The organism is Micromonospora sp. NPDC005161, assembly GCF_053599855.1.
Genome location: NZ_JBSFYQ010000053.1, coordinates 15,363 through 38,396 on the forward strand (window position 1 = coordinate 15,363; position 23,034 = coordinate 38,396).

The 23,034-nt window shown below is 73.9% G+C and carries 16 protein-coding genes; 12 read left to right on the top strand and 4 right to left on the bottom strand.

The genetic code is table 11. From position 1 onward, the window contains the following. Positions 1-565 precede the first annotated feature (565 nt). The 3 genes from ACWD5O_RS32405 to ACWD5O_RS32415 all read right to left on the bottom strand — a co-directional run bounded on the left by ACWD5O_RS32405 (position 566) and on the right by ACWD5O_RS32415 (position 4,885). A complete protein-coding gene (locus tag ACWD5O_RS32405; protein ID WP_354966770.1) occupies positions 566-2,026 on the bottom strand; it encodes a GTP-binding protein in 1,461 nt (486 codons plus the stop codon). After that, positions 2,023-3,879, bottom strand: coding sequence for a dynamin family protein (locus ACWD5O_RS32410; RefSeq protein WP_450087637.1), 1,857 nt, complete (start codon positions 3,877-3,879; stop codon positions 2,023-2,025). Before ACWD5O_RS32410 ends, ACWD5O_RS32405 begins: the two co-directional genes overlap by 4 nt. A 115-nt stretch (positions 3,880-3,994) precedes the next feature. Continuing rightward, the gene (locus ACWD5O_RS32415; protein ID WP_354966772.1) at positions 3,995-4,885 is read right to left on the bottom strand and encodes an IniB N-terminal domain-containing protein; all 891 of its coding nucleotides are present in this window, start codon (positions 4,883-4,885) and stop codon (positions 3,995-3,997) included. Between the two features lie 300 nt (positions 4,886-5,185). On the opposite strand from ACWD5O_RS32415, the gene ACWD5O_RS32420 reads away from it, so the two are divergent. The 12 genes from ACWD5O_RS32420 (at position 5,186) to ACWD5O_RS32475 (ending at position 21,269) form a co-directional block, all read left to right on the top strand. Further along, positions 5,186-6,451 (top strand): Hsp70 family protein, encoded by a 1,266-nt coding sequence (locus ACWD5O_RS32420; protein ID WP_450087638.1) that lies wholly within the window; start codon positions 5,186-5,188, stop codon positions 6,449-6,451. Positions 6,452-6,456: 5 nt separating this feature from the next. Next, a complete protein-coding gene (locus tag ACWD5O_RS32425; RefSeq protein WP_450087639.1) occupies positions 6,457-9,033 on the top strand; it encodes a LuxR C-terminal-related transcriptional regulator in 2,577 nt (858 codons plus the stop codon). A gap of 43 nt (positions 9,034-9,076) precedes the next feature. Further along, on the top strand, positions 9,077-11,068 hold the full coding sequence (locus ACWD5O_RS32430; protein ID WP_450087640.1) for a nitrate- and nitrite sensing domain-containing protein: 1,992 nt from the start codon (positions 9,077-9,079) through the stop codon (positions 11,066-11,068). Continuing rightward, the gene (locus tag ACWD5O_RS32435) at positions 11,065-11,514 is read left to right on the top strand and encodes a roadblock/LC7 domain-containing protein (RefSeq protein ID WP_354966776.1); all 450 of its coding nucleotides are present in this window, start codon (positions 11,065-11,067) and stop codon (positions 11,512-11,514) included. Before ACWD5O_RS32430 ends, ACWD5O_RS32435 begins: the two co-directional genes overlap by 4 nt. Then, positions 11,492-11,872: a DUF742 domain-containing protein gene (locus ACWD5O_RS32440; RefSeq protein ID WP_354966777.1), complete on the top strand. Its 381-nt coding sequence runs from the start codon at positions 11,492-11,494 to the stop codon at positions 11,870-11,872. The genes ACWD5O_RS32435 and ACWD5O_RS32440 overlap by 23 nt, the downstream gene beginning before the upstream one ends. A 106-nt stretch (positions 11,873-11,978) precedes the next feature. Then, entirely contained in the window at positions 11,979-12,680 is a 702-nt protein-coding gene (locus ACWD5O_RS32445; protein WP_387326521.1) for a cellulose binding domain-containing protein, read from the top strand. Between the two features lie 106 nt (positions 12,681-12,786). Continuing rightward, positions 12,787-13,539, top strand: coding sequence for an ABC transporter ATP-binding protein (locus ACWD5O_RS32450; protein WP_354966779.1), 753 nt, complete (start codon positions 12,787-12,789; stop codon positions 13,537-13,539). Next, positions 13,539-16,076 carry an ABC transporter permease gene (locus tag ACWD5O_RS32455; protein WP_449940687.1) on the top strand — a complete coding sequence of 846 codons (2,538 nt, stop codon included), beginning with the start codon at positions 13,539-13,541 and terminating at the stop codon, positions 16,074-16,076. Before ACWD5O_RS32450 ends, ACWD5O_RS32455 begins: the two co-directional genes overlap by 1 nt. Positions 16,077-16,178: 102 nt before the next feature. Then, positions 16,179-17,396, top strand: a complete 1,218-nt coding sequence (locus tag ACWD5O_RS32460) for a sensor histidine kinase (protein ID WP_450087641.1) — start codon at positions 16,179-16,181, stop codon at positions 17,394-17,396. Next, positions 17,396-18,040 carry a response regulator transcription factor gene (locus ACWD5O_RS32465; protein ID WP_354966782.1) on the top strand — a complete coding sequence of 215 codons (645 nt, stop codon included), beginning with the start codon at positions 17,396-17,398 and terminating at the stop codon, positions 18,038-18,040. Before ACWD5O_RS32460 ends, ACWD5O_RS32465 begins: the two co-directional genes overlap by 1 nt. 109 nt (positions 18,041-18,149) lie before the next feature. Then, complete coding sequence (locus tag ACWD5O_RS32470) at positions 18,150-20,066, top strand: glycerophosphodiester phosphodiesterase family protein (protein WP_450087642.1); 1,917 nt, start codon at positions 18,150-18,152, stop codon at positions 20,064-20,066. Between the two features lie 144 nt (positions 20,067-20,210). Beyond that, entirely contained in the window at positions 20,211-21,269 is a 1,059-nt protein-coding gene (locus ACWD5O_RS32475) for a zinc-dependent alcohol dehydrogenase family protein (protein WP_450087643.1), read from the top strand. Here the strand turns inward: ACWD5O_RS32475 and ACWD5O_RS32480 are convergent. Beyond that, positions 21,244-22,896 carry a family 10 glycosylhydrolase gene (locus tag ACWD5O_RS32480; protein WP_450087644.1) on the bottom strand — a complete coding sequence of 551 codons (1,653 nt, stop codon included), beginning with the start codon at positions 22,894-22,896 and terminating at the stop codon, positions 21,244-21,246. The two genes, ACWD5O_RS32475 and ACWD5O_RS32480, sit on opposite strands and share 26 nt — an antisense overlap. Positions 22,897-23,034 lie beyond the last annotated feature (138 nt).

Below are 23,034 nucleotides of genomic sequence, written 5' to 3' on the forward strand. Positions count from 1 at the left end.
TAGGGGTTCATCGTTCGGAGAAAGCCGCTACGCGGGTCCCGCGAGCGAGGATCAGTCCGGTTCCTTGGTTCGTTCGTGTCGTCGGGGCGGGCCGCAGCCGCTACACCAGAGCGATGACGTCGGCCACCGCGGTCGATCACGGTGGCCGCCGGGCGGGTCCCGCGGATCGGGTCGGCAGCAGTGCGGACCGGTCCACTACGGACCATCCGGCACGTCGCGAGATCGCTGGTCCTCATCGCGCCCCCCGCCTCCCGCCGGATCCGGCGCGGCTCGTGCAGCACGTCGTTACCGCCGCGACCGGGGTGGTGGATGTCACGTTCCGCCGCTAGCGTCGCGCACGAAAACGGTTTCGGCAAGATGTCAGGCGGGTAAAACCTGAACCGCTTTCGCTGGCGTCCTTACCGTCCTACGTGGGCAGACTGGGCACCTGGCCTGCCAGGGGTCGGAGTCCGCGAGTGACTGTCGGGTTCCCTGAAAAGCTTGCGAAAAGGTTTCGGTAGACCGGCAGGCAGGTCGACCAGGTGTCCGCGGATCCACACGGCTCCGCGTCCCACGCCGTCGGTTCTCACCGACCGCCAGCGGCCAGCTCGGCGAGCATCCCCTCACAGCTGCGGACGACGACCTGCGCGCCGCGCCGCTGGGCCAGTGGGAGCAGCGGGTCCTCGGCCCGGTCCCGCCACCGCCACTGCGCATCGGCGGCGACCTCCCAGAGCCGCTGCACCGTCGCCTCGTGCTCGACGCCGAGGCGGGCCGCCAGCCCGACGCCGTCGCCACCGATCAGCCGCTGCGCCTCGGCGACCAGCTCGGCGTCGAACCCGAGCCGGCTGTTGCGTAACGCCACCAGCAGACGAAGCTCCCGAAACTCGTGCGCACCGGCGAGGATCTGCTCAATCGTGCCGACCAGCTCGTCGGCGCCCCGGACGGGCTCGGCGCGCACCAGCGCCTCCACAGCGGCCAACGCCGACCGGGCCTTCAGCGTGTCGCGGCGATCGATGAAGCAGCGGGTCATCGACTCGCGCAGCTCGGTGAGCCCGCTACGCCGGATGAGTTCGGCGGACAGCTTCACCCGACTGTCGAACCCGCTACGGACCAGGACGGCCGCCAACCGGATCCCGAAGAGCCCGAACCGATCCAGCAGTGCCGCGCGCACCTCGGGGTCCAGCCGTACCGGCAGCTCGCCACCGAGGAAACGGTCGGCGGAGAGCAGGTGCGGCTCCAGCTCCGCTCGGGGCACCCGGGCCAGCGTCGCGAGCGCCACGAAGTCCGACTCGCTGAGCATCCGACCCGCCAGACCGATCGCCCCGCTGCACGCCACCACGTTCACACAGAGCGCGCCGACCCGTGGGTCCCGGTGGTGGCGGCGGGCGAGCTGGCGGGCCGTGAGCAGCCCGTCGATCCGGCCACCACCGGTCTCGTCGGCCCGGGACAGCACCATGATCACATTCACCGGCGCGGCCTGCCCGACCGCACTGTCCCGGCCGGACTCCAGCACCCGCAGATCACTGTCGCGACCATCGCGGGTCAGGTACAACACCGCGTCCGCGTCCCGCAGCACCCGGTCCATCACCGGCACGCGACCCTGCTCCCCGGTGCCGGCGACCGCCGGAGTGTCGATCAGGGTCACCTGGCGCAGTGCCCGGGTCGGCCACCGCACCACGATGTCCCGCACCTCCCCCGCGCCCCAGCCGAGGTCCACCCGCATCCCGGTCGCGGATTTGACCACCGTCAACTCCTGCGGAGGCTGGCCGGCCGGGTAGGCGGTGGCGCGCGGTTCGACGCCGTCCTCGTACCAGGTGAAGACGCCGTCGGCTCCCTCGACCGGCGCGACCTCCTCCCCCATCAGCGCGTTCAGCACCGTCGACTTGCCGGAACGCCAGGGACCCGCGACCGCGATCCGCAACGGTTGCTCCAACCGGGCCACCTGATGCCGCAACTGCCCGACGACCCGGGGATTGTCCTGGTAGAGGTCGATGGCCTGGTGCAGCAACCCCCACGCGGCCTCGTCCAACCGCAGCCCGACGGTCACGCCCGAGGCTCCAGCAGCACCGGGGCCGCGCGGGTGCCGCTCAGCTGCTGAGCCTGCTCGTAGAGCGTGGCCAACCGGGTCATCTTCAGCCGGATCTCGCGCTGCCGCTGGTCACGCAGGGCGGCATCGGTGTCCGCCTCCTGCTTTGCGCTGCGGAACGACTGGACGATGGCCTCCTGCAGCTCCTCGGTCAGCCCCGTGAAGTGGTCCCGCAGCATCCGCTGCACCTGCCGGGCGGCGTCCCGGCAGTCCCTGATCATCCGGACGAAGAAGTCGTCGACATGCCGCTGGATCGCCGTCTTGACGGTCGCCTGCCGGCGACGCAGCAACTGCTTGCTCTCGTCGCGGATGCTCTTGCCGCCGAAGAGCGCCCCGATGCCGACCGAGACCGGATTGATCATCGGCATCCCGGCCAACGTCGTCGCCAGACCGAACATCAGCATGCCGCCGTACGAGCCCTTCATGCCGGTGAACAGCTTCTGACCCGTGGTGAACCGGTCGATCTTCGGCCGTTCCAGCTCCGGCAGCCGGCCACCGATGTCCTCCGGCATCGTCATCGACCAGGGCGGCAACACGTCGTAGCCGTACCGGGCGAAGTTGGCGGCCACCCGCCGGGCTATCCAGTCACAGCGCTGGATCAGCCACTCGTGATTCGCCTCCGCCGCCTCCACCAGGCTGCGCTCCAGCCAGTCCTGGAAGGTGTCCCAGGCGACCAGCGGATCGGCCGTGTCGAACGCCTCGTCCACCGTGCGCAGGATCTGCCGGGTCCGGTCGCGCAGGTCGTACTCGATGTCCGAGAGCAGGTCGGCCATCTCGTCGGTGAGGGTGTTCTGCCACCGGGTGGAGCAGCGGCGCAGCTCGTCGACCTCACGCTGTGCCGCGTGCAGCCGGGAGATCGGCCCGGACTGCTCCTCGGCCTCCTGGGTCGCCAGCTCGGCGCGCAGCGGCGCGGCCAGCTGCTCCACCACCGTCCGGGCCACCCCCTGCACCGAGGCCCGGGCCAGCTGATCGGCCTTGCCGGACAGGTCCCGCTGCAACCGGGCGATCAGCGCGGGAAAGCCGGACTCGGCGTTGAGGCCGCGGTCGTCCGCCGCGGCCGCGCGCAGCCGCAGGGCCGCCGAGACCGGGATCACCGGCGCGGGGACACCGGCGTCGGCCAGGTGCTGGCGGTTGCGCTCGGCGATCGCGCGCCAGTCCGCCACGAGATCGGTCTTGCTCTGCACCACGACCACGTTCGGATGCGAACGCATCACGTGCAGCAGCATGTTCAACTCGGTGACCGAGAGTTCCCGCGTGGAGTCGGAGACCAGCAGCACGGTGTCCGCGCGGGTGGGAGCGGCGACCGCAGCGTTGCCGCCCAGCGCGGCGATCTCGTCGGCGCCGGGAGTGTCCACCAGCACCAGTCCGGCACCGAGCAGGGCGCGGGGCAGCCCGATCTCGACGTACGCCGGGCCACCACCGGGCCGACGCCCGACCGCGCCGGCCACCCCCGCCGCGACCTGGTCGAGCGCCACCGGGGATCGCTCGAGGATCGCCGCGGGCGCGGCGCCGGCGGGCCGGCCCGGAGCCGGTGGCGGCGCCTGGATCACGGCCGCGGACGGAACGTCGGCGTGCTGCACCACGGTCGGCAGGACGGTGGTGCGGCCGTCGCCGACCGGGCACGCCGGCGCGTTGATGATCGCGTTGATCAGCTGACTCTTGCCCTGGTTCGGCTCGCCGATGACCAGGACGCGGAGCTTCGGGTCCAGCAGTTGGGCGCGCTTCTGCCGCACCGTCTGGAGCAGGTCACCTCGGCCGTGTGCGTTGCACGTGCGGGCGATCTCGTCCAGCACGTCCAACCAGATCCCCGCCATCACCGCACCAAGTGTGCGGATTTCGGCTCAATTATCAAGAGGGACCGGATGTGGAACCGGAGAGGGCCGGACCGCCCAGGGCGATCCGGCCTCCCGCTCCTACCGGGAATCCCCGTCAGAGCAGACCGCCGGTGATGCCCAGCAGTCCGTTGTCCGACGCGGCGTGCCCGCCGTCGTGCGAGTCGCCCAGCACGCCATCGGTGAGGCCGCCGGTCACGTCGCCGACCGTGCCGGTGACACCGGGCACAAGCCCGTCCACCTGGTGCGTAACGCCGCCCACCACGGACGGCACGTCAAGCGGCGGGACCACGCCGCCGACACCGTCACCGTGACCCAGGCCCAGCCCGCCCAGGGTGTCGTCGACACCGAGGGAGCCGACGACGCCGTCGAGCTGACCGCCGGTGCCGGAGAGGAGCCCACCGGTCAGGTCGCCACCGTGCAGGCCCGAGTCGGCGGTGCCGACCAGGCCGGTCGGGTTGCCCACCGTGCTGGTGACGTCACCGAGCACCGGGTCCACGATGCCGTCCACCGGCGCCACCACGTCGGCGTCGAGGGTGTGCGCCACGTCGTTCACACCCGTCAGGTCGGTGTCGAGCCCGTTCGGGCCGACGCCGAGGCCGATCCCGGGCAGCACGGTGACCCCGGCGGCGACCGTTGCCGGATCGACCGCGATGGCGCCCAGCACGCCGGCCTTGACGTCCAGGCCGGTGGGAGCACTGGTGATGCTGATCTGCTGCGCCACGCTCTGGAGCTGGCCGACCACATCGGTGGCGTCGGTCACCAGCGGGTCGAACCCGAGCTGCCCGACCGGGGACAGCGGCGCCAGGCCCTGCCCCGGGGCGTAGTCGACCACCAGCGGAACCACGTCCTGCACGTCGGCCGCGGTGATGTCGGTGAGGCCCGCGGCGTTCAGCGCGCCCTCCGGGTCGAGGTCGAAGGCCGACCGCGCGTCGGGGTTCGTCAGCAGGTCGAGCACGAAGTCGTGGAGGGTCTGGTTCGAGTCCATGTGCCGGTTTCTCCTCGGATGTGGCGTCAGCGACCGTCGTTCGTCGACAGTGACGTTATTGCGGGGAGCCACCCCGGACATCGGGGCTCGGCCCGCATCCCGTCCCGCTGCATTAGGGTCTCCGCAGCCTCGTACGTTAGGGGGACTGGGGGAAACCGTCCCGGTCAGATTAGGGTCCCGACCAGGGAGCGATCTCTGGTACGAACGTAGGAGCCCGCGGGGGTTCGCCGGGGGTGGGTCGCCGGGCAGCGCCGAAGCGGTCGCCACCGGCCGGCCAACTCACGGGGAGAGATGAGACGGATGCCGTACGTCCTGGGGATAGACATCGGAAACACCAACACCGCCGCCGCCGTGGCGCGGCGACACGGTACGACCTGGACGCGTCCCGAGGCGGTCTCCCTGCACGCCGGCTCGGCCCTCGTACCGTCGGTGCTGCATCTGTCGGAGGACGGCTCGCTGCACGTCGGAGAGCCCATGACCGACGACGGCAGCCGCACCACCAGGGACTTCGTCCGCCGGATCGGCGACGACGTCCCGCTGCTGCTCGGCGGCGAAGCGTGTGCGCCGCAGACGCTGACCGCCGAGTTGGCGACGTGGGTGGTGGAGCGGGTGTACGCCTTCGAGGGCGGCCCGGCCGACGCGATCGTGCTCAGCCACCCGGCGGGCTGGCGCCCGTACCGGCGGGAGTTGCTGCACCGGGCACTGTTCGACCTCGGTCTGCGCAACGTGACGCTGCTGCCCCACACGGTCACGGTGGCCGAGAGCCACGCGGCGCGCGGGTTCGCGGGCACCACGGCCGCCGTCTACGCGCTGGGTGGCAACAGCTTCGAGGCGGCCCTGGTGCGCCGCACCCCGCGCGGCACGTACGAGAGCTTCGGCGTCCCGCAGGTTCTCGATCCGATCGGCGGGACCGACTTCGACGAGGCGCTGGCCGGGCACGTACGGACCGTGCTGGCCCGGGAGCTGGCCGCCACCGCACGCCGGGGCGCCCAGGCCGCCCTGCGCGGGCTCCTCGCCGAGTGCGACCGGGTCAAGCGGGAGCTGACCGTCGACCTCGCAGCCGATGTGGTGCTGGCCCTGCCGACCGGCCCGGCGCGGGTCCCCGTGACCCGGGCGCAGTTCGAGGCCATGATCCGCCCGACGGTGCAGGCCACCGTGGACCTCCTGCTCCGGACCGTGCAGGGCGCCGGCCTGGCGCCGGCGCAGCTCGACGGCGTCCTGCTCGCCGGCGGTTCCGCCCGCATCCCGCTCGTCACCGAGCTGATCACCGCGGCCCTCCCGGTCCCCGTCGAGGTGGAGCCGGACGCACAACTCACCGCTGCCACGGGGGCGGCGATGGCCGCCTGCCAGGTGGTGTCGCCGCGCCCCCGCCCGCCGGAGCCGATACGCGAAGCAGCGCCGACCTCCGGCGCCGGCCGGGCCACCATCCCGGCGACGCGCCGCCCTCACCACGACACCATCGTCCCGGGCGATCCGCCACCCCGACCCCCGGTCCGGATCCTCCCACTGGAACTGCCGAAGGCGTCCCGCCTGGCGCTGGCCCGAAGCCGGGGACGCGAAGGATGACCTTAATGATCATGAATGACGTCGCCGGGTCCCGGCTGGTCCTGGGCAAGGGGCCGACAGCCCTGCTGGAGATGGTCGCCGAGGACCCGACCGGCCCGCTCACCGTCGGCCTGGCCGGGCCGGGCGGCCATGGCAAGACGGCGCTGCTCGCCGAGCTGGCGCGGGTCCACCAGCAGGCCGGCATCGCGGTGCGGATGGGCGTCCCGGAGCCGAGCGAACCGGTCGACCCCGACGCATTGGTGCTGGTCGACGACGCGCACCTGCTCGACGACGCGCGGCTCGGGGCGCTGCTGCGTCTGGTGGCCACCCGCCGGCACCGGCTGGTGGTCGCTTACCGCCCGTGGCCCCGGTCGGCGGCCCTCATGGAGCTGGCCGACGCCCTGCGTCGCGACGGGCGGGCCCTGCTGCTCACCGCGTTCACCCGGGAGCAGACCGCGGCCCACCTCGCCGCCGTGCCCGAGCTGGGCCGGCGGAGTGACCTGGTCGACTTCGTGCACGCACAGACCGCCGGCGTGCCCCGGGACGTCGAGCGGCTGGCCCGCGGACTGCGCGGGCCGGAGAACGGCGCCGGCGTACCGGTCGAACCACCCCGGTCCGTCGTCCTGGAGTTCGGGCCGGACCTGGAGGTCCTGCCGGCCGATGTCCGTCGACTGCTGCTCGCCGTCGCGGCGGGCGTGCCACTGCCGGTGAGCATGCTCGGCGCGCTCCTCGGCCGGGAGCCCGAGGCGGTGGACGAGTTGATCGCGACGACCAGGGCGGCCGGGCTGCTCGGCGCCGATGGCCGGCTCGCACCGATCGTCCGGCGGGCCGTCACCGCGCTCAGCCCGGCGACGGACCGCACCGCCGTCTGGCGCCGGCACACCGAGTTGCAGCTCGCGCGGGGCGGCGCGGTGCTGCCCCTGGTCCGGTCACTGCTCGCCGTCGGCGTGCTCGGTGACTGCCCGGCCCCGACGTTGGCAGCCGCCGCGGAGGAGGCACTGGCCGATGAGCCGGCCTTCGCCGCCGAGTTGTTCGCGGCCGCCACGGCGGCCGGGTGGCCAGCCAGCGCCCGGCAGGCGCTCGCCGCCGCGCTCGCCGGCAACCTCGACGGCGCCCTGCGGCTGGCGGACCGCCTCCTGGCCGCAGCCGCTCCCGCCGACCGCACCGAGGCCGCCATCGTGGCCGCGACCGCCCTGGCGCACCGCGGTCACGCCGACCGCAGCGTGGAGCTGTACCGGTGGGCGGGCACCTCCTCGTCGATCGCGTTCGCCACCGTTGGGGGGCTCGCCACCGGCGACCTGGCCGCCGCCACCGAGCCGCCGGCGGGCGACCCGGCCGGCGAACCACCCACGCTGCACGCCAGCGCCGCCCGCCTGATGGCCGACGGGGTACGGGAGAGCGTCGCCGGCACGCCCACCGGGGCGCTCTCCGCGCTCGTGCAGGCCGCCGCGCTGCTGGAACCGGACGGGCGGGCCGCGCTCCTGCCGGACAGTCCGGCCGCGCTGGCCGCCCTGACCGCCGTGCACTGCGGTGAGCTGGAGATCGCCGAACGGGTGCTGCACCGGGCCCTCGCGGCCGGTGTCGGCGGCCCGCTGATGGCGCGCCGTCACCGGCTGTTGCAGGCGTGGATCCTGATGGTCCGGGGTCAGACGCTCGCCGCGGCCGAACACCTCGCCACGGTCGCGCTCGACGGGCGACCGCTGGAGTCACGCGACCAACTCTTCGCCGCCGCGCTCCAGATGGGCATCGGCCGGCGCAACAGCGACCTCGGCGCGCTCAAGCGCGGCTGGGGGCAGGCGCTGGAGGCGGTCGTTCGGCACCCCGTCGACCTGTTCGCGCTGCTGCCGCTGGGCGAGCTGACCATCGCGGGCGCCCGGCTGGGTGACCTGGCCCGCCTGGAGCCGTACCTGCGGGAGGGCCGAACGCTGCTCGGCCGGCTCGGGGAGCCGGCACTGTGGAGCGTCCCGCTGCACTGGAGCGGGCTGCACGCCGCGATCCTGACCGACGAGCCGGCGACCGCCGACGAACACGTCGCCGCCCTGCTCGCCGCCGCCGGCCACAGCCGGTACGCGGCCGTGGTCGCCGCGGCCGCCGAAAGCTGGGTGGAGGTGCTGCGGGGTGTGGTCGACCCGGTCCGGGTGGAGGCCGCCGCCCGGGGGCTGCACGACACCGGGCTGTGCTGGGACGGCGCTCGCCTCGCCGGGCAGGCCGCGATCCGCACCTCGGACCGGCGCGCGATGACCAGCCTGCTGGAGTGCGCCCGAGTCCTGCAGGGCCGCCCGGCCGGCGCCAACGGCGGGCAGCGGCCCGCCACCTGCGAGGGCGCCACCCAGGTCGCCGACGCCACCACCGGCCCCACCCAGCAGGGGCTCAGCGACCGCGAGTACGAGGTGGCCGAGCTGGTGCTGGCCGGGCTGACCTATCGGGAGATCGGCGACCGGCTCTTCATCTCGGCCAAGACCGTGGAGCACCACGTGGCCCGGATGCGCAACCGGCTCAACTGCGCCAACCGCGCCGAGCTGCTGACTCTGCTTCGCGCGATGGTCGCCGACCGCGCCAGCAACGCGGCCGGCCAGCCGTGGCCGCAACGGACGGCCCGATGAGGCGGCGACAGGGTCCACGCCGGCCGGCCGAGCGGAGCGGAACGTGACGGGGCCCGAGGACCGGCGGACGCGGACCCGGCTCGTCGCGCTGGCGGCGATGCTGGTCACGCTCTGGTCGTACGCGGCCTACCTGAGCGTCCAGGACGCGGCTGACCTGCTGCGGGTTCGGGCCCTGGCGGACACGCTGGGCCAGCCCATCGACCGGCTGATCCTGAACCTGCAGACCGAGCGTCGGCTGACCGCCGAGACGATCGCCGGCGCTGAGGGGCCGGGGACCGCGCTGGCCGGGGCACGTGCGGGCACCGACCGGGCGGCCGCCGAGGTCCGCGCGTTCATCGAGGGCCGTGACCTCCGGCTGCTCACCGCCGGCGCGGTCCGCGACCGGGCCGACGAGCTCGGTCGACGGTTGAACGGCCTGAGCGCCGTCCGGTCCCGGGTGGACGCCGAGCGGCTCGACCGCGCCGAGGCGGTCGACGGGTACGACCAGCTCGTCGACGCGGCCTTCGCCGTGTACGGCCCGGAGTGGGGCGCGTACGAGAGTGCGCTCGCCGCCGACACCCGCGCGGTGATCGGCCTGGCCCGCGCCCGGGAGCTGCTGGCCCGGGAGGACACCCTGGTCAGCGCCGCCCTGGCCGGCGACCGGATCTCACCCGACGAGCGGCGCCGCCTGGCCGAACTGGTCAGCAACCAGCGGTACGCGGGCGCCGAGGCGACCGTCGGGCTGCCGGCCGACGGCCCGGGAGACCATCAGCGACTCACGCAGGGCCCGCGGTTCGCGAACCTGCTCGCCCTGGAGGACGTGCTGCTGCGAACGGGCAGCGCGAACCCCCTGAGCGGAATCACCGGGCCGGCCTGGCGGGCGGCCGCGGACGCCGCCCTCGGCGCGCTGCACGAGCTGGTGACGACGACCGCCCGCAGCAGTGTCGAGCGGGCCACGCCGGGTGCCGCCGTGATCGTCGCGCGTACCGGCGCCGTGGTGGGGCTCGGCCTCATCGCGGTGATCGTGGTCCTGCTGGGCTGGGCCGCCGCCGTCCGCCGGCTGACCGACCAGCTGGCCCGTTCGGGCATCGACCGCCGCTGGCCGGAGCCACCGGCCGGCGCGGCGCTCGCCGGCCCCGACCCTTCAGCGGGCGTCGAGACCTCGGCCCGGCCCCGGGGTGCCACGGCGACCGAGCACGCCACCCGGGACCTGTTCCTGCGGCTCACCCGACGCAACCAGGTCCTGCTACGTGATCAGCTCGGTCTGCTGGACGGTATGCAGCGGCGGGAGCGGGCCGCCGAGGAGGCCGACGAGCTGTTCCGGCTCGACCACCTCACCACCCGTGTCCGGCGCAACGTGGAGAAGCTGATCGCCCTGGCCGGCGCGGCGCCGGCCCGCCGGTGGCGGCATCCGGTGCCCCTGCTCGACGTCGCGCGCGGTGCGGTCGCCGAGGTGCCGGACTACCACCGGGTCCTGATCGCGCCGCACTGGCCCTGGTCGCTCGCCGGCCCCGCCGTCACGGACGTCATCCACCTGCTGGCCGAGCTGATCGAGAACGCCCTCGCCTTCTCGACGACGGAGACCACCGTCCGGGTCGCCGGCGAGCACCGGCCGCAGGGCTGCGCCATCCTGGTCGTCGACGACGGCCCAGGCCTCGACGCGACCGCGCTGGCCGGGGCCAACCGGTTGCTCGGCAACCCGCCCCCGGGCGGCCCGCCCGCCGGCCAGGCCGGGCTGTACACCGTCGCCGTGCTCGCCGCCCGCTGCGGCGCACGGGTCTTCCTGCGTCACAGCCAGCGCGGTGGGACGACCGCGGTCGTGCTCCTTCCGGCCAGGCTGGTCACGGTCACCGGAGCCGTCGGCGGACCGGCCGCGCCGCCCCCCGACCCCGCGCACCGACCGGCCCGGGCCGGAGCCGACGGGCCGGGCCCGGGCGACCACGGCGAGCTGCCGGTGCGGACCCGCCAACCCGGTCCGACCGGGCCCGAACCCGGCACCCCCGGCCCCGAGACCGTCGAGTTGCCGGTCGCGAGAGCAGCAAGGAGACATCGATGACGCATGCAGTGGTCACCGGAGACAGCCTGACCGGCGCCCTGGACCGCCTGGTCGCCCGGGTGCGTGGCGCGGAGTTCGCCGTGGTGCTCTCTCCGGACGGGCTGCCGTTGGGCGGGTCCCGGCATGTCGAGGCGAAGCTGGCCGAGCAGATCTCCGGCGTGGTGGCCGGCCTGCTGGCGCTGGGTTTGGCCGCCACCCGGACCTGCGACGCGGGCGGCCTGCGCCAGATCGTGGTGCAGATGTCGCGGGCGTTCCTGTTCGTCGCCACCATCCGCAACGGGACCATCCTCACCGTTCGGATCGCCGGAGACGAGGCCGAGATCGGGGACATGGCGTACGAGGTGGCGCTGTTCGTGGGGCAGGCCGAGCGGCACCTGCCCGTCACCCTGGAACCAGCCTCGGCGGCGAGGAGCGGGGACACAGGTGCACACCTCCGACACCGCTGACGAGGCCTGGTACGACGACGACGCCGGCCCGGTGGCGCGTCCCTACACGATGACCGGCGGGCGCACCGCATCCGATCGCGGGCGGTTCGACCTGATCTCACTGGTCGTCGCCCGGCGGGGCGTCACACCCGATGCGCCGCTCTTCCCCGAACAGGCGCGGATCGTCGAACTGTGCCACCATCCGATGTCGGTGGCTGAGGTCGGCGCCGAGTTGGACCTGCCCCTGGGGACCGTCCGGGTTCTCCTCGGTGACCTGCTCGCGGCCGGGCTGATCGAGACGCACGAACCGCCGGCGCTGTCGGAGCTGCCGACCGCGGACCTGCTTGAGGCGATACTCGTCGGGCTTCGCGCGCTGTGAACTGGACGGTTGGCCCCCGACCGGGGGGCGCAGGCGCGTGTCCGGTGACGAATTGAACGGGAGACCTGTAGTGCCGGCAACACCGCCCCAGCCACGGCGAACTGTGGTGATCGTTCTGCTGGACCGGATCGTGGCCGTCGCCGCGTCCGTACGGCTGGTGCTCACCGGCCGGGGCGACGTTTCCCGGGCCACCTGGGTGGCCGTCATCGCGGCCCTCGGGGTGCTGATCGCCACGGCGGTCTCCGTCATCGGGGTGCTGCGCACGCCGGAAGGGCTGACACCGGTGGCCCTCGACCCGCCGCCATCCGCCGACCAGGTGGGCACTATGCCGACCGACACGCCCAGGGCGGGGCAGGCGAGACCGGCGGCCACCAGCCCGACGAGGCCGGTGCCCCCGCAGGCCACGGCAGCCCCGCCGACCCCTGAGCCGTCGACGAGCACGACCGCGCCGACCCCCGTGACGGCCCCACCCACACCGGCCGCCCTGCGCGCCGACTTCGCCATCGCGGAGAACGCTCTGCTCAGCTACGGCGCCGCCGTGACCATCAGCAACCCCGGCGAGGCGCCGGTGGCGCGGTGGAAGCTGGCCATCACCCTGCCCAGGGAATCGCTGCGCGTCAGCTCGGTCGAGGGCGCGACGGCCAGCCAGGACGGTGCGGTGTGGACGTTCGTGCCCGACGGCAGCGCCGGGCAGGTGCCCGGCAGCGCCTCGGTACGGGTGACGTTCCGGGTCAACGGCTCGTCGATCGGCTCCACCCCCACGGCGTGCACCATCGACGAGGTCGCCTGCACCGGCCTGCCGCACTGACCGGCCTTCCCGGAGGCGGGCCGGTCCCTCGGTAGGGGTTTCCCCACCGCCGAGATCATGGGTCGCCGTGTGGTCCGGAAACGTCGCCTCGACCAGGCTTTCCGCTATGCGAAACAGCGATGTGACCCCCGCTCGCGGGCTGGTCGTCGAGGTGCTCGACGTGACGAAGACCTATGCCGGCGGGGGCGGTGTCCGGGCGTTGAATGGCGTGTCGGTCGCCTTCGAGGCCGGTTCGTTCTGCGCCGTGATGGGCCCGTCGGGCTCGGGCAAATCGACGCTCCTGCACTGCGCGGCGGGCCTGGATCGGCCGGACAGCGGCCGCGTGCTCCTCGCCGGTCAGGACATCGGCGGGCTGCGTGAGCCCCGGCTCACCGAGGCACGGCGGCAGCGGGTCGGGTTCGTCTTCCAGTCGTACAACCTGATGGACTCGCTGTCGGTCTGGCACAACGTCCTGCTCCCACAACGGCTGGCCGGAACACGACCGGACCGGGACTGGGCGCGGGAGGTGATGCGCCGCGTCGGGCTCACCGGGCGGGAAGACGACCGGCCCGGCCAACTGTCTGGCGGTCAGCGGCAGCGGGTCGCGCTCGCCCGCGCGCTCGCCAGCCGGCCGGAGGTCATCTTCGCCGACGAGCCGACCGGCGCGCTGGACCTCTCGACCGGCCGCGAGGTGCTCGGTCTGCTGCGTGAGGCCGTGGACCAGACCGGCACGACGATCGTCATGGTGACGCACGACCCGGCCGCCGCGGCGTGGGCCGACCGCGCGGTGTTCCTCGCCGACGGGCGGATCGTCACCGAACTCGCCGACCCGACCGCCGAGAAGGTCGCGGCGCAGATGACGGCGGTGACCGTCCGATGATGCGGCTCGCTCTCGGCACCCTGCGCCAGCACCGTGGCGCCTACGCCGGCACGTTCTTCGCCGCGCTGTTGGCCGTGGCCCTGCTCGCCGGCGGCGGCCTGCTGCTCGCCTCCGTGCTCACCGCGAAGCCGCCGGCCGACCGGTTCGCGGCAGCGCCGATCGTCGTTTCGGGCGACCGCGACGTGACCCTCGAGAAGGTCACCACCAAGCAGAAGAAGGACAAGGCCAAGGTCAAGCGGAAGGTCAAGTCCGAACGGCTCACCGGGGCCGGCTCGCTGCCGGTGGACCTCGCCAGCCGACTGGGTGGCCTCCCGGGTGTCGCGGCCGCGGTCGCGGACGTCGCCTTTCCGATCCAGGCGAGTACGCCGGACGGACGTCCACTGCACGGCGCCGACGAGGCTCCGGTGATCGGACACGGCTGGGCCTCCGCACCGCTGACGCCGTACGCGCTGCGCGTCGGCGAGGCGCCCGGCCGGGGCCAGGTGGTCATCGACGCCGACCTGGCTCAGCGGTCGGGCACCGTGGTGGGTGGGCGTCTCGTCGTCACCACGAAGACCGGGGTCCACACCATGGTCGTCTCCGGCGTCGCCGCGCCGGCCGGCCGGGACGGGCTGCCCGCCCAGGGCGCGCTGTTCGTCGCCGACGGCGAGGTGGCCGCGGTGTCCGGGCTGCCCGGTCCGACCGCGGTGGCCGTCCTCACCCGACCCGGCACCGACCCGGTCGCGCTCCGCGACGCCGTCCGGGGGGTTGCCGGGAACGCCAAGGTGCTCACCGGCGCCGACCGTGTTCGGGCCGACCTGCCCGGTGCTCTGCCGGACTACATCGGACCCATCTCGATCTTCGGGTTCGTCATCGGCATCACCGCGTTCGCGGCCGTCTTCGTCCTCACGGGCACGGTCACGCTCGGCGTCCGCCAGCGGCTGCGCGAGCTGGCCCTGCTGCGCACGGCCGGCGCGACTCCCGGTCAGTTGCGCCGCCTCCTCGGCGTGGAGAGTCTCCTGCTCGCCGGGGCCGCCGCGCTCCCCGGCGCGCCGCTGGGTGTGGTGTTCGCCCACGTGGTGGCCGCCCGGTTCCGCGAGCTGGGCGCGGTGCCGGCTCAGTTCGTCGTACGGACCAACGTGATCGTGCTCGTCGCCGCCGCGGCAGCCGGGATGCTGGTGACCTTCATCGGTGCCCGGATCGCCGGACGTCGAGCGGTGCGGATCGCCCCGACGCAGGCACTCGCCGAGACCGCGAGCGCACCGACCGGCGGACTGGTCCCCCGGACAGGCGTCGCGCTGGTGACCACGGCCGGCGCGATCGCCCTGCTCACCTTCGTTCCGCTCGACGGGCCGCTCGGAATGGGCATGACCTTCGTGTCGTCCGCCCTGCTGCTGTGCACGGTCGCGGCCCTCGGACCGCTGCTGGTCCGGGCGCTGACGACGCCCGTGTCCCGCCTCGTCGGCGCCGGCGGCGCGACCGGCTGGCTGGCCGGCCTGGTCACCCGGGCCGAGCGGCGACGGGTCGCGGCGGTCGCTGTCCCGCTCGTGCTCATGTTCGCGATCAACGCCACCATGCTGCTCAACAGCGCCCTGCTGGGCCAGCTGGCCGGGCGGGAACAGGCGGAGCGGACCGCGGCCGCGACGGCGCAGGTGACCGCACCGGGCGGGCTTCCGCTCGGTACCGTCGAACGGCTCGTCGCTCTCGACGGGGTGACCGGTGCGGCGGCGACGCTGCCGACCCGGGCGATCGTCGAGCAGGGTGGCAAGCCCGAGGACTTCGCCGGCCAGGGCCTGCTGATCGCCGGCACCGAGGCCGCGCTCGACCTCGACCTGCGCGCCGGGACGCTGCCCGGCACGGGCACGTTCGCCGCCAGCGAGTACCTGACCGGTCAGTACGGCTGGCGGATGGGCGACGACGTGCGGATCTGGCTCGCCGACGGCCACCAGGTCGACCTGCGTCTCGCCGGGGTGTACGCCCGGGCTCGTGGCTTTGGCGACCTGGCGCTGCCCGCGGACCTGGTGGCGGCACACGACCCACGCGGACTGGTCAGCACGGTCGGGCTGCGCTACCGAGGCGACGTCCCGGGCCGGATCGCCGCCTCGTGGCCCGGCCTGCGGCTGACCCCCACGCTCGGTGCGGCACCCGCCGGTGACGCGCAGAACCAGCAGGGCGCCTGGGAGCTCATGGTGGTCGTCTCCCTCGGCTTCACGGCGATCGCGGTCGTCAACACCTTCGCCATCGCCACCGTCGCGCGCCGCCGCGAATTCGCTGAGCTGCGGCTGGCCGGGGCGACGACCGGGCAGCTGCACCGGCTGGTCGACCGCGAGGCGGTGATCACGGTCACCGTCGGGCTGGTGCTGGGCGCACTGGTCACCGGGATCGTGGTCGGCGCGTTCAGTGCCGCGCAGGACGGCACGTTGCGGGTGTTCGTCGACGCTGGCACGTACGCGGGGATGCTCGGCGGTGTCGCGGCACTGGGGCTGGTCGCGGGTGCCGTGCCGGCCCGGGTCCTGCTGCGGCGGCGCAGCCTGCCGGCCCTGAACGACGGACGCTGACAGGTGCTTCCGAACGGATCGCCGCTCGGACCCGTCCTCCGGATCGTCCGGGGCCGGGTCCGGCCGGTGGCCGTGGGGGGTGCCGCCGATAGGATCGCCAGGATGATCCGCACAACCGCGTCGGCGCTGGCGTACCTGCTCAGCAGCCTCGTCGCCGGTGTCGTCGGCCTCGCCTGGAGCCTCGCGTCCACCCTCGCCGTCGGCCTGCTGTCGGTCACGCAGCTCGGTGGGCCGGCGTTCCTCGGCACCACCTGGGTCACCCGGCGCCTCGCGGACCTGGAGCGGCACCGGGCCGGTTGGGTGCTCGGCTCCGCCATCGCCGCGCCGTACCTGCCGATCGAGGGCGGCAGCGTCCGGCAGCGGGTCCGCGCGGTCGCCGTGCAACCGGCCACCTGGCGTGACCTGGCCTGGCTGGTCGCGGTTTTCCCGCTGGGCCTGGCGGGCGGCATCGCCACCATCGTGGTCACCGTCGTCGATCTCGCCGCCGTCGTGGCGCCGGCGTGGGCGTGGGCCGTGCCGAACCCGCACGCACCGTTCCCGATGCGTCCGCTCATGACGACGGTGCCGGGCCGGTTCGGTCTGACCGTCCTCGGCGTGCTGCTGTTGCCGGTCACCGCGTGGTTTCTACGGACCGCCGGACGCGCCCAGGCCCGCGCGGCCCGGGGCCTGCTGGCGCCCGGCGCGCACCGACAACTCGTCGAGGAGGCCGCTCGCCTCGCACAGACCCGCCGTCGGGTCGTCGACGCCCAGGCGGCGGAGCTGCGTCGGATCGAGCGGGACCTGCACGACGGCGCCCAGGCCCGGATCGTGGCCGCCGGAATGACGCTGGCGCTGGCCGCCCGCAAGCTGCGGACCGGTGCGCCCGCCGCATCCGACGTGGACCTCGCCCGCCGGCAGCTCGACGACGCCCTCACCGAGCTGCGCCGGCTGGTGCGCGGCATCCACCCGCCGATCCTCACCGATCGGGGGCTGCACGCCGCTGTCGCCGCCCTGGCCGGCGACAGCCCACTCGCCGTCGAAATCCGGGGCGACCCGGACGACCGGTTTCCACCAGCGGTCGAGTCGGCGGCCTATTTCGTCATCGCGGAGGGTCTCGCCAACGCGGGCAAGCACGCCGAGGCCCGGACCTGCGTCGTCACCCTCGCCCGAGGCGCCGGTACGGTCACCGTCACGCTCACCGACGACGGGCACGGCGGCGCCGACCCGGCCGGCTCCGGGCTCGACGGCCTGCGGCGCCGCGTCGAGGCACTCGACGGCCGGCTCACCATCACCAGTCCACCCGGCGGTCCCACCGTCCTGTCCGCGGAGCTGCCCCACTGATGCGTATCGTGATCGCCGAGGACCTGTTGCTGCTCCGGGACGGCATGGTGCGGCTGCTGACCGACACCGGCCACACCGTCGTCGCCGCCGTGGACACCGCACCCGCCCTGCTGGCGGCCGTCACCGAGCACCGGCCCGATCTGTCCATCGTCGACGTTCGGTTGCCGCCCGGCTTCCGCGACGAGGGGCTCCGCGCCGCCCTGACGCTGCGGGCCACGGACCCGGACTCCAAGGTGCTCATCGTCTCCCAGTACGTCGAACGGGCCTACGCCGTGGAGCTGCTCGCCGACGGCCGGGGCGGCGTCGGTTACCTCCTCAAGGACCGGGTCACCGCCCTGGACGACTTCCTCGACGCGGTGCAGCGGGTCGCCACCGGCGGCACCGCCCTGGACCCCGAGGTGGTACGGCAACTGTTCACCCGCAACAGCCGCAACCACGGCATCGACGGGCTCACCGCACGGGAACGTGAGGTGCTCGGCCTCATGGCCCAGGGCCTGTCCAACGCGGCCATCTGCGCCGCGCTCGTCCTGGCGCCGGTCTCGGTGGAGAAGCACATCACCAACATCTTCGCCAAGCTCGACCTGCCGCCGGCCGAGGACGCCAACCGACGTGTCCGCGCGGTCCTCGCCTACCTCAACCACTAGCGACTCCCCGCGGGCCCCGGCCCCCGCTCCCGGTCGGTACATCCAGCGTTCGGGCGGCAGCCACGCTCGATTGATCATGAGTTCGGGTCCGCTTCCTACCGTCCCGAGCATGACTGTCCTATCCGCATCATCGCCGCTCGGCCGCGCCGCGACGAGGCTCGTCGCCGTGCGTAGCCGGACCACCGCCACCATCGCCGCGCTCGCCATCACCGGCGCCGCCGTCGCGGTGGCCGTCGCGACGTCGTCGCCCGCCACCGCGGAGCCGGGCAACGTCGTCGTCTCGGAGAACTTCTCCTCCGGGTCGCTGCCCGCCGGCTGGAACGCGGTCGGCGGCGCCTGGAAGGTGGAGAACGGCCGGCTGTACGGAACCTCCGCCAGCTCGGGCGAGAACAACAAGATCACTTTTGGTCGGCACCTGGCCGACTTTCGCCTCGAGGCGACCATGCGCTTCGAGTCGGTCTCCGCCGCCACCCGCTGGGCGTCGCTCGGCATCGACGTCCCGGCCGACGGCGCCACCCCGTGGTGGATCGCCACCATGCGCAGCGGCACCACCGCCGCCAACGGTCTCGAGTTCGCGCAGCGGACGACGGCGAACGCCTGGGTCGTGACGAACACCGCCTCCGCCCCGTACGCCGCCGGCACCGGTCGGGACGTCCGCGTCGCGGTCGAGGTGCACGGCAACCAGGCCCGCTGGATCTTCGACGGGCGGGAGGCGATGCGCACGAACAGCCTCCAGCGCTCCGCCAACGGCGTCCAGGCGCTCTTCGTCAACGGCGGCACCGTCTCGTACGACGACGTCACCGTCACCGAGCTGCCGCCGAACGGCTACATCCGCCCCGAGGGCAGCCCGTTCACGGTGATCGCGCACCGCGGCGCGTCCGCCGCCGCGCCGGAGAACACCCTGGTCGCGCAGGAGATCGCGCGCAAGGGCGGCGCCGACTGGATCGAGAACGACGTCCAGCCGAGCAAGGACGGCATCCCGTTCATCCTGCACGACGGCACGGTCGACCGGACCACCGACGGGACCGGCAACATCCGCGACCTGACCGCCGCGCAGATCAAGGCGCTCGACGCCGGCTCCTGGTTCGGTCCGCACTATGTGGGCGAGCGGGTGCCGACCCTGGCCGAGCAGCTCGCGGACCTGCGTACCCGGGGCGGCAACCTGCTGCTGGAGATCAAGGGCCGGCACACCCGGGACGAGGTCGCGACGATCATCCAGGTGATCCGGGACGAGCAGATGATGGGCCGGGTGTTCGTCCAGAGCTTCGAGGTCGACGCCCTGAAATACACCTACGAGCTCGCCCCCGAGCTGCCGCTCGGTCTGCTCCGCAGCAGCCTCGACGCCGATCCGGTGGCGATCTCCAGGGAGCTGCACCTGACCGCGTACAATCCGGACGGCAACGCGCTGCTGGCCAAGCCGGAGGTCGTCGCCCCGCTGCACGCCGCCGGGGTCGCCGTGATGGCCTGGACGATGGACTCCGCCGGCCTGTGGCAGCGGTTGGAGCGGATCGGCACCGACGGTGTCATCACCAACCGGGCGTCCGAGCTGGTCGGCTGGAACTCGGCGTTCATACAGCGGGCCTCGGCTGATCCGACCGTGCAGATCACGTCGCCGGTCGACGGGGCGCGGCTCGACCGGGCCCAGTCCCCGGTGATCGCGGTCGCCGCCACCAACGCGGACACCGTCACCGTCACGCTCGACGGCAGGAAGTCGGCCGCCGGGCACAAGCTCGACCTGGGCACACTGACCGCGGGCAGGCACACCGTCCGTGCCGAGGTGACCGGTCCGGAGGGCACCGCGACCGCGACCAGCACGTTCACCGTGACGGTGAGCCAGGCCGGCCTCGGCTACCTGGTCCTCACCTCGGGCGCCGAGCCGGCCGCGATCAACGCCATGACGGTCAAGCTGGTGCACGCGCAGTACGCCCAGCTGGCCACCTACGCCGAGCGGCAGGCCGGCAAGCTGGTGCCGGCAGCGGTCGCCAGTGTCATCGCCGCCGACGCTCGGACCCTCGCGTTGAAGTAGTCCGTCGCCACACCGGGTGTCCCCGCCGTCGCGACGGCGGGGACTCCCGTCGCCGGGGCTGGCCGATGCTGCCGTGATCCAGTCCGGCCGGCGACAGGTGGGGCGGGGAACTCCTCGTGCCTTCGGCGTGTGAGGATGCGGCGCATGCGTGCGGTGATCTTCGACGAGTTCGGTGCCCGACCCGAGGTCCGCGACGTCCCGGACCCGGCGCCGCCGCCCGGGGGCGCGGTCATCCGCGTCGAGGCGACGGGGTTGTGCCGCAGCGACTGGCACGGTTGGCAGGGACACGATCCGGACATCCGCCTGCCGCACATACCCGGTCACGAGTTCGCCGGCGTGGTCACGGCGGTCGGCGCCGGCGTGCGCGGCTGGCGGCCCGGCGATCGGGTCACGGCGCCGTTCGTCTGCGCCTGCGGGCGGTGCCCGGCCTGCCTCGCCGGCGATCAGCAGGTCTGCGAGCGGCAGACGCAGCCGGGCTTCACCCACTGGGGCTCGTTCGCGGAGTACGTGGCGGTGCGGAACGCCGACGTCAACCTGGTCCGGCTTCCCGACGAGCTGGACTACCCGGCCGCGGCGGCGCTCGGTTGCCGCTTCGCCACGGCGTTCCGGGCCGTGGTCACCCAGGGGCGCGTCGCGGCGGGCGAGTGGGTGGCGGTACACGGTTGCGGCGGGGTGGGCCTGTCCGCGGTGATGATCGCGGCGGCCTGCGGCGCGCGGGTGGTGGCGGTCGACGTCAGCCCCGGCGCGCTCGAGCTGGCCAGGAGCTGCGGGGCGGCGGTCTGTCTGGACGGCAGCACCCTGACCGGGCCCGGCGCGGTGGCCGCCGCCGTTCGGGAGGCGACCGGCGGCGGCGCCCACCTGTCACTCGACGCGTTGGGCAGTCACGGCACCTGCGCCGCGTCCATCGAGAGCCTGCGCCGGCGGGGGCGGCACGTGCAGGTCGGGCTCCTCCCCGCCGCGCAGGGCCGACCGGCCCTGCCGATGGATCTCGTGATCGCGTTCGAGCTGGAGCTGCGGGGCAGTCACGGCATGCCCGCGCACGCCTATCCGGAGCTGCTCCGGCTGGTCACCGCCGGCGTGCTGCGCCCCGCCGAGCTCGTCACCCGCACCATCGGCCTCAGCGAGGTGCCTGACGCGCTGGCCACGATGGACCGGCCCGCCCCCGGCGGGATGTGCCTCATCCGGCCGACGACGCCGCGCTGAGTGGGCCCTCGTTCCCGCTGCGATCCAGCGCGGACACGCAGTAGGTGAGCGCACGGTCGGCCGGGGCGGTGCGGTCGACCCAACCCGTACCGCGGGCGGTGCCGACGAGCCGGGCCCCGTCGCCGTCCACCCGGTAGACGGCGAAGCTCGTGGCGTCGTCGCCACGCCAGCTCAGCTCCATTCCGGTGTCCGCGCGCCGTACGCCGGTGACCTCCGGCGCGGCCGGGGGCGCCGCCGGCAACCGTGCCATGGTGGGCACCAGCGCCGGGCCGGCGTAGTGCGCCGCGCTGTACCGGCTGACCGCCCCGAGCTTGTCCGCGCGCACCTGCCGGGCGCTGAAGTGCACACTTCCCTGCACCCCGTACCGGCGGTTCAGGGCGAGCTGGCGGTCCAACTCGGCCGGGTCGCGCCACGCGCCGCGCTCGCCCACCCGGTAGTCGGCCTGGCCGATGTAGAGCTGCACCCGGGTGCCCTTCACGGTGGCCGCCCACCACGGCAGGAGCTTGGCGTAGTCGGCCTTGTCGAACCCGATGTGCCAGTAGAGCTGCGGCACGATGTAGTCCAGCCACTGCTCCCGTACCCAGAGGCGGGTATCGGCGTAGATGTCGTCGTAGCTCTGCAACCCGGCTGTCGCGGAGCCGGCCGGGTCGTTGCGCTTGTTGCGCCAGATGCCGAACGGGCTGATGCCGAACTTCACCCACGGCTTGATGGCCTTGATCCGCTCGCTCATCTCCCGGACCAGCGTGTTCACGTTGTCGCGGCGCCAGGCGTCCCTGTTCGCGAAGCCTCCGCCGTAGCGGGCGAACGCCGCGCCGTCCGGGAAGTCCTGTCCGGCTTCCGGGTACGGGTAGAAGAAGTCGTCGAAGTGCACCCCGTCGACGTCGTACCGCTGGACGGCCTCCAACATCGAGTCCTCGACGAAGGCGCGCGCCTCAGGGATTCCCGGGTTGAAGTAGAGGCGGCTGCCGGGCCGGTCCGCGCTGGGGTAGGTCACCACCCAGTCGCGGTGTCGCCGCAGCGGGTGTGTCGGCGCGAGCTGGTCCAGCTTCGGACCCGGCCCGCCCACCGTGGCCGGCTGCCCGCCGCGGTACGGGTTGAACCAGGCGTGGAACTCCAGGTTGCGGGCGTGCGCCTCGGCGACCATGAACTCCATCGGGTCCCAGCCGGGGTCGCGCCCGTCGCGGCGTCCGGTCAGCCACTCCGACCACGGCGCGTAGCTGGACGGCCAGAGCGCGTCCCCGCTCGGCCGCACGTGCACGAAGACGGCGTTGTGGTTGCGCCGTACGGCGAGGTCCAGCCAACCCCGGAACTCCGCCCGCGCCGTCTCGGCCGGCAGTCCGCGGCGGCTCGGCCAGTCGATGTTGTTCACGGTGGTGATCCACATGCCGCGCAGCTCGCGGGGCGCCCGGGCCGGCTGGCCGGCACAGGTGGGGATGCCGTCCGCCCGGCCGGCGCCGGGTGCCGGGCTCACGGCGGCCGCGCCGGCCGGCCGCGCGTCGCCAGAGACCCGATCCCGCAGTGACCAGGCGCCGATCGCGACGGCCACGGCGATCGCGGCGACCACGGCGATGAACACCTGGACGCGAGGGCGGCGAACGGCGGCAGCGGGCGGATCGGCGGCGGGCATTGGCTCAGTCTGCCGAGTCCGCCGGCCGGGTGAAACCGGTGACCCGTTACTTAACGGTCAGCTAAGGCTGGCCGGCTGCCGGGGCTCCGCCGCGCGGCCCGGCGGGGGCCGCCCCCCGGGGCGGAAGATATGTTGTGT

Excerpts from the sequence above, each read along its gene's own strand:
- ACWD5O_RS32415 (WP_354966772.1), bottom strand. The coding sequence starts at position 4,885 with ATGGACTCGAACCAGACCCTCCACGACTTCGTGCTCGACCTGCTGACG.
- ACWD5O_RS32455 (WP_449940687.1), top strand. The coding sequence starts at position 13,539 with ATGCGGCTCGCTCTCGGCACCCTGCGCCAGCACCGTGGCGCCTACGCC.
- ACWD5O_RS32420 (WP_450087638.1), top strand. The coding sequence starts at position 5,186 with ATGCCGTACGTCCTGGGGATAGACATCGGAAACACCAACACCGCCGCC.
- ACWD5O_RS32425 (WP_450087639.1), top strand. The coding sequence starts at position 6,457 with ATGATCATGAATGACGTCGCCGGGTCCCGGCTGGTCCTGGGCAAGGGG.
- ACWD5O_RS32435 (WP_354966776.1), top strand. The coding sequence starts at position 11,065 with ATGACGCATGCAGTGGTCACCGGAGACAGCCTGACCGGCGCCCTGGAC.
- ACWD5O_RS32480 (WP_450087644.1), bottom strand. The coding sequence starts at position 22,896 with ATGCCCGCCGCCGATCCGCCCGCTGCCGCCGTTCGCCGCCCTCGCGTC.
- ACWD5O_RS32475 (WP_450087643.1), top strand. The coding sequence starts at position 20,211 with ATGCGTGCGGTGATCTTCGACGAGTTCGGTGCCCGACCCGAGGTCCGC.
- ACWD5O_RS32465 (WP_354966782.1), top strand. The coding sequence starts at position 17,396 with ATGCGTATCGTGATCGCCGAGGACCTGTTGCTGCTCCGGGACGGCATG.
- ACWD5O_RS32450 (WP_354966779.1), top strand. The coding sequence starts at position 12,787 with ATGCGAAACAGCGATGTGACCCCCGCTCGCGGGCTGGTCGTCGAGGTG.
- ACWD5O_RS32470 (WP_450087642.1), top strand. The coding sequence starts at position 18,150 with ATGACTGTCCTATCCGCATCATCGCCGCTCGGCCGCGCCGCGACGAGG.
- ACWD5O_RS32410 (WP_450087637.1), bottom strand. The coding sequence starts at position 3,879 with ATGGCGGGGATCTGGTTGGACGTGCTGGACGAGATCGCCCGCACGTGC.
- ACWD5O_RS32460 (WP_450087641.1), top strand. The coding sequence starts at position 16,179 with ATGATCCGCACAACCGCGTCGGCGCTGGCGTACCTGCTCAGCAGCCTC.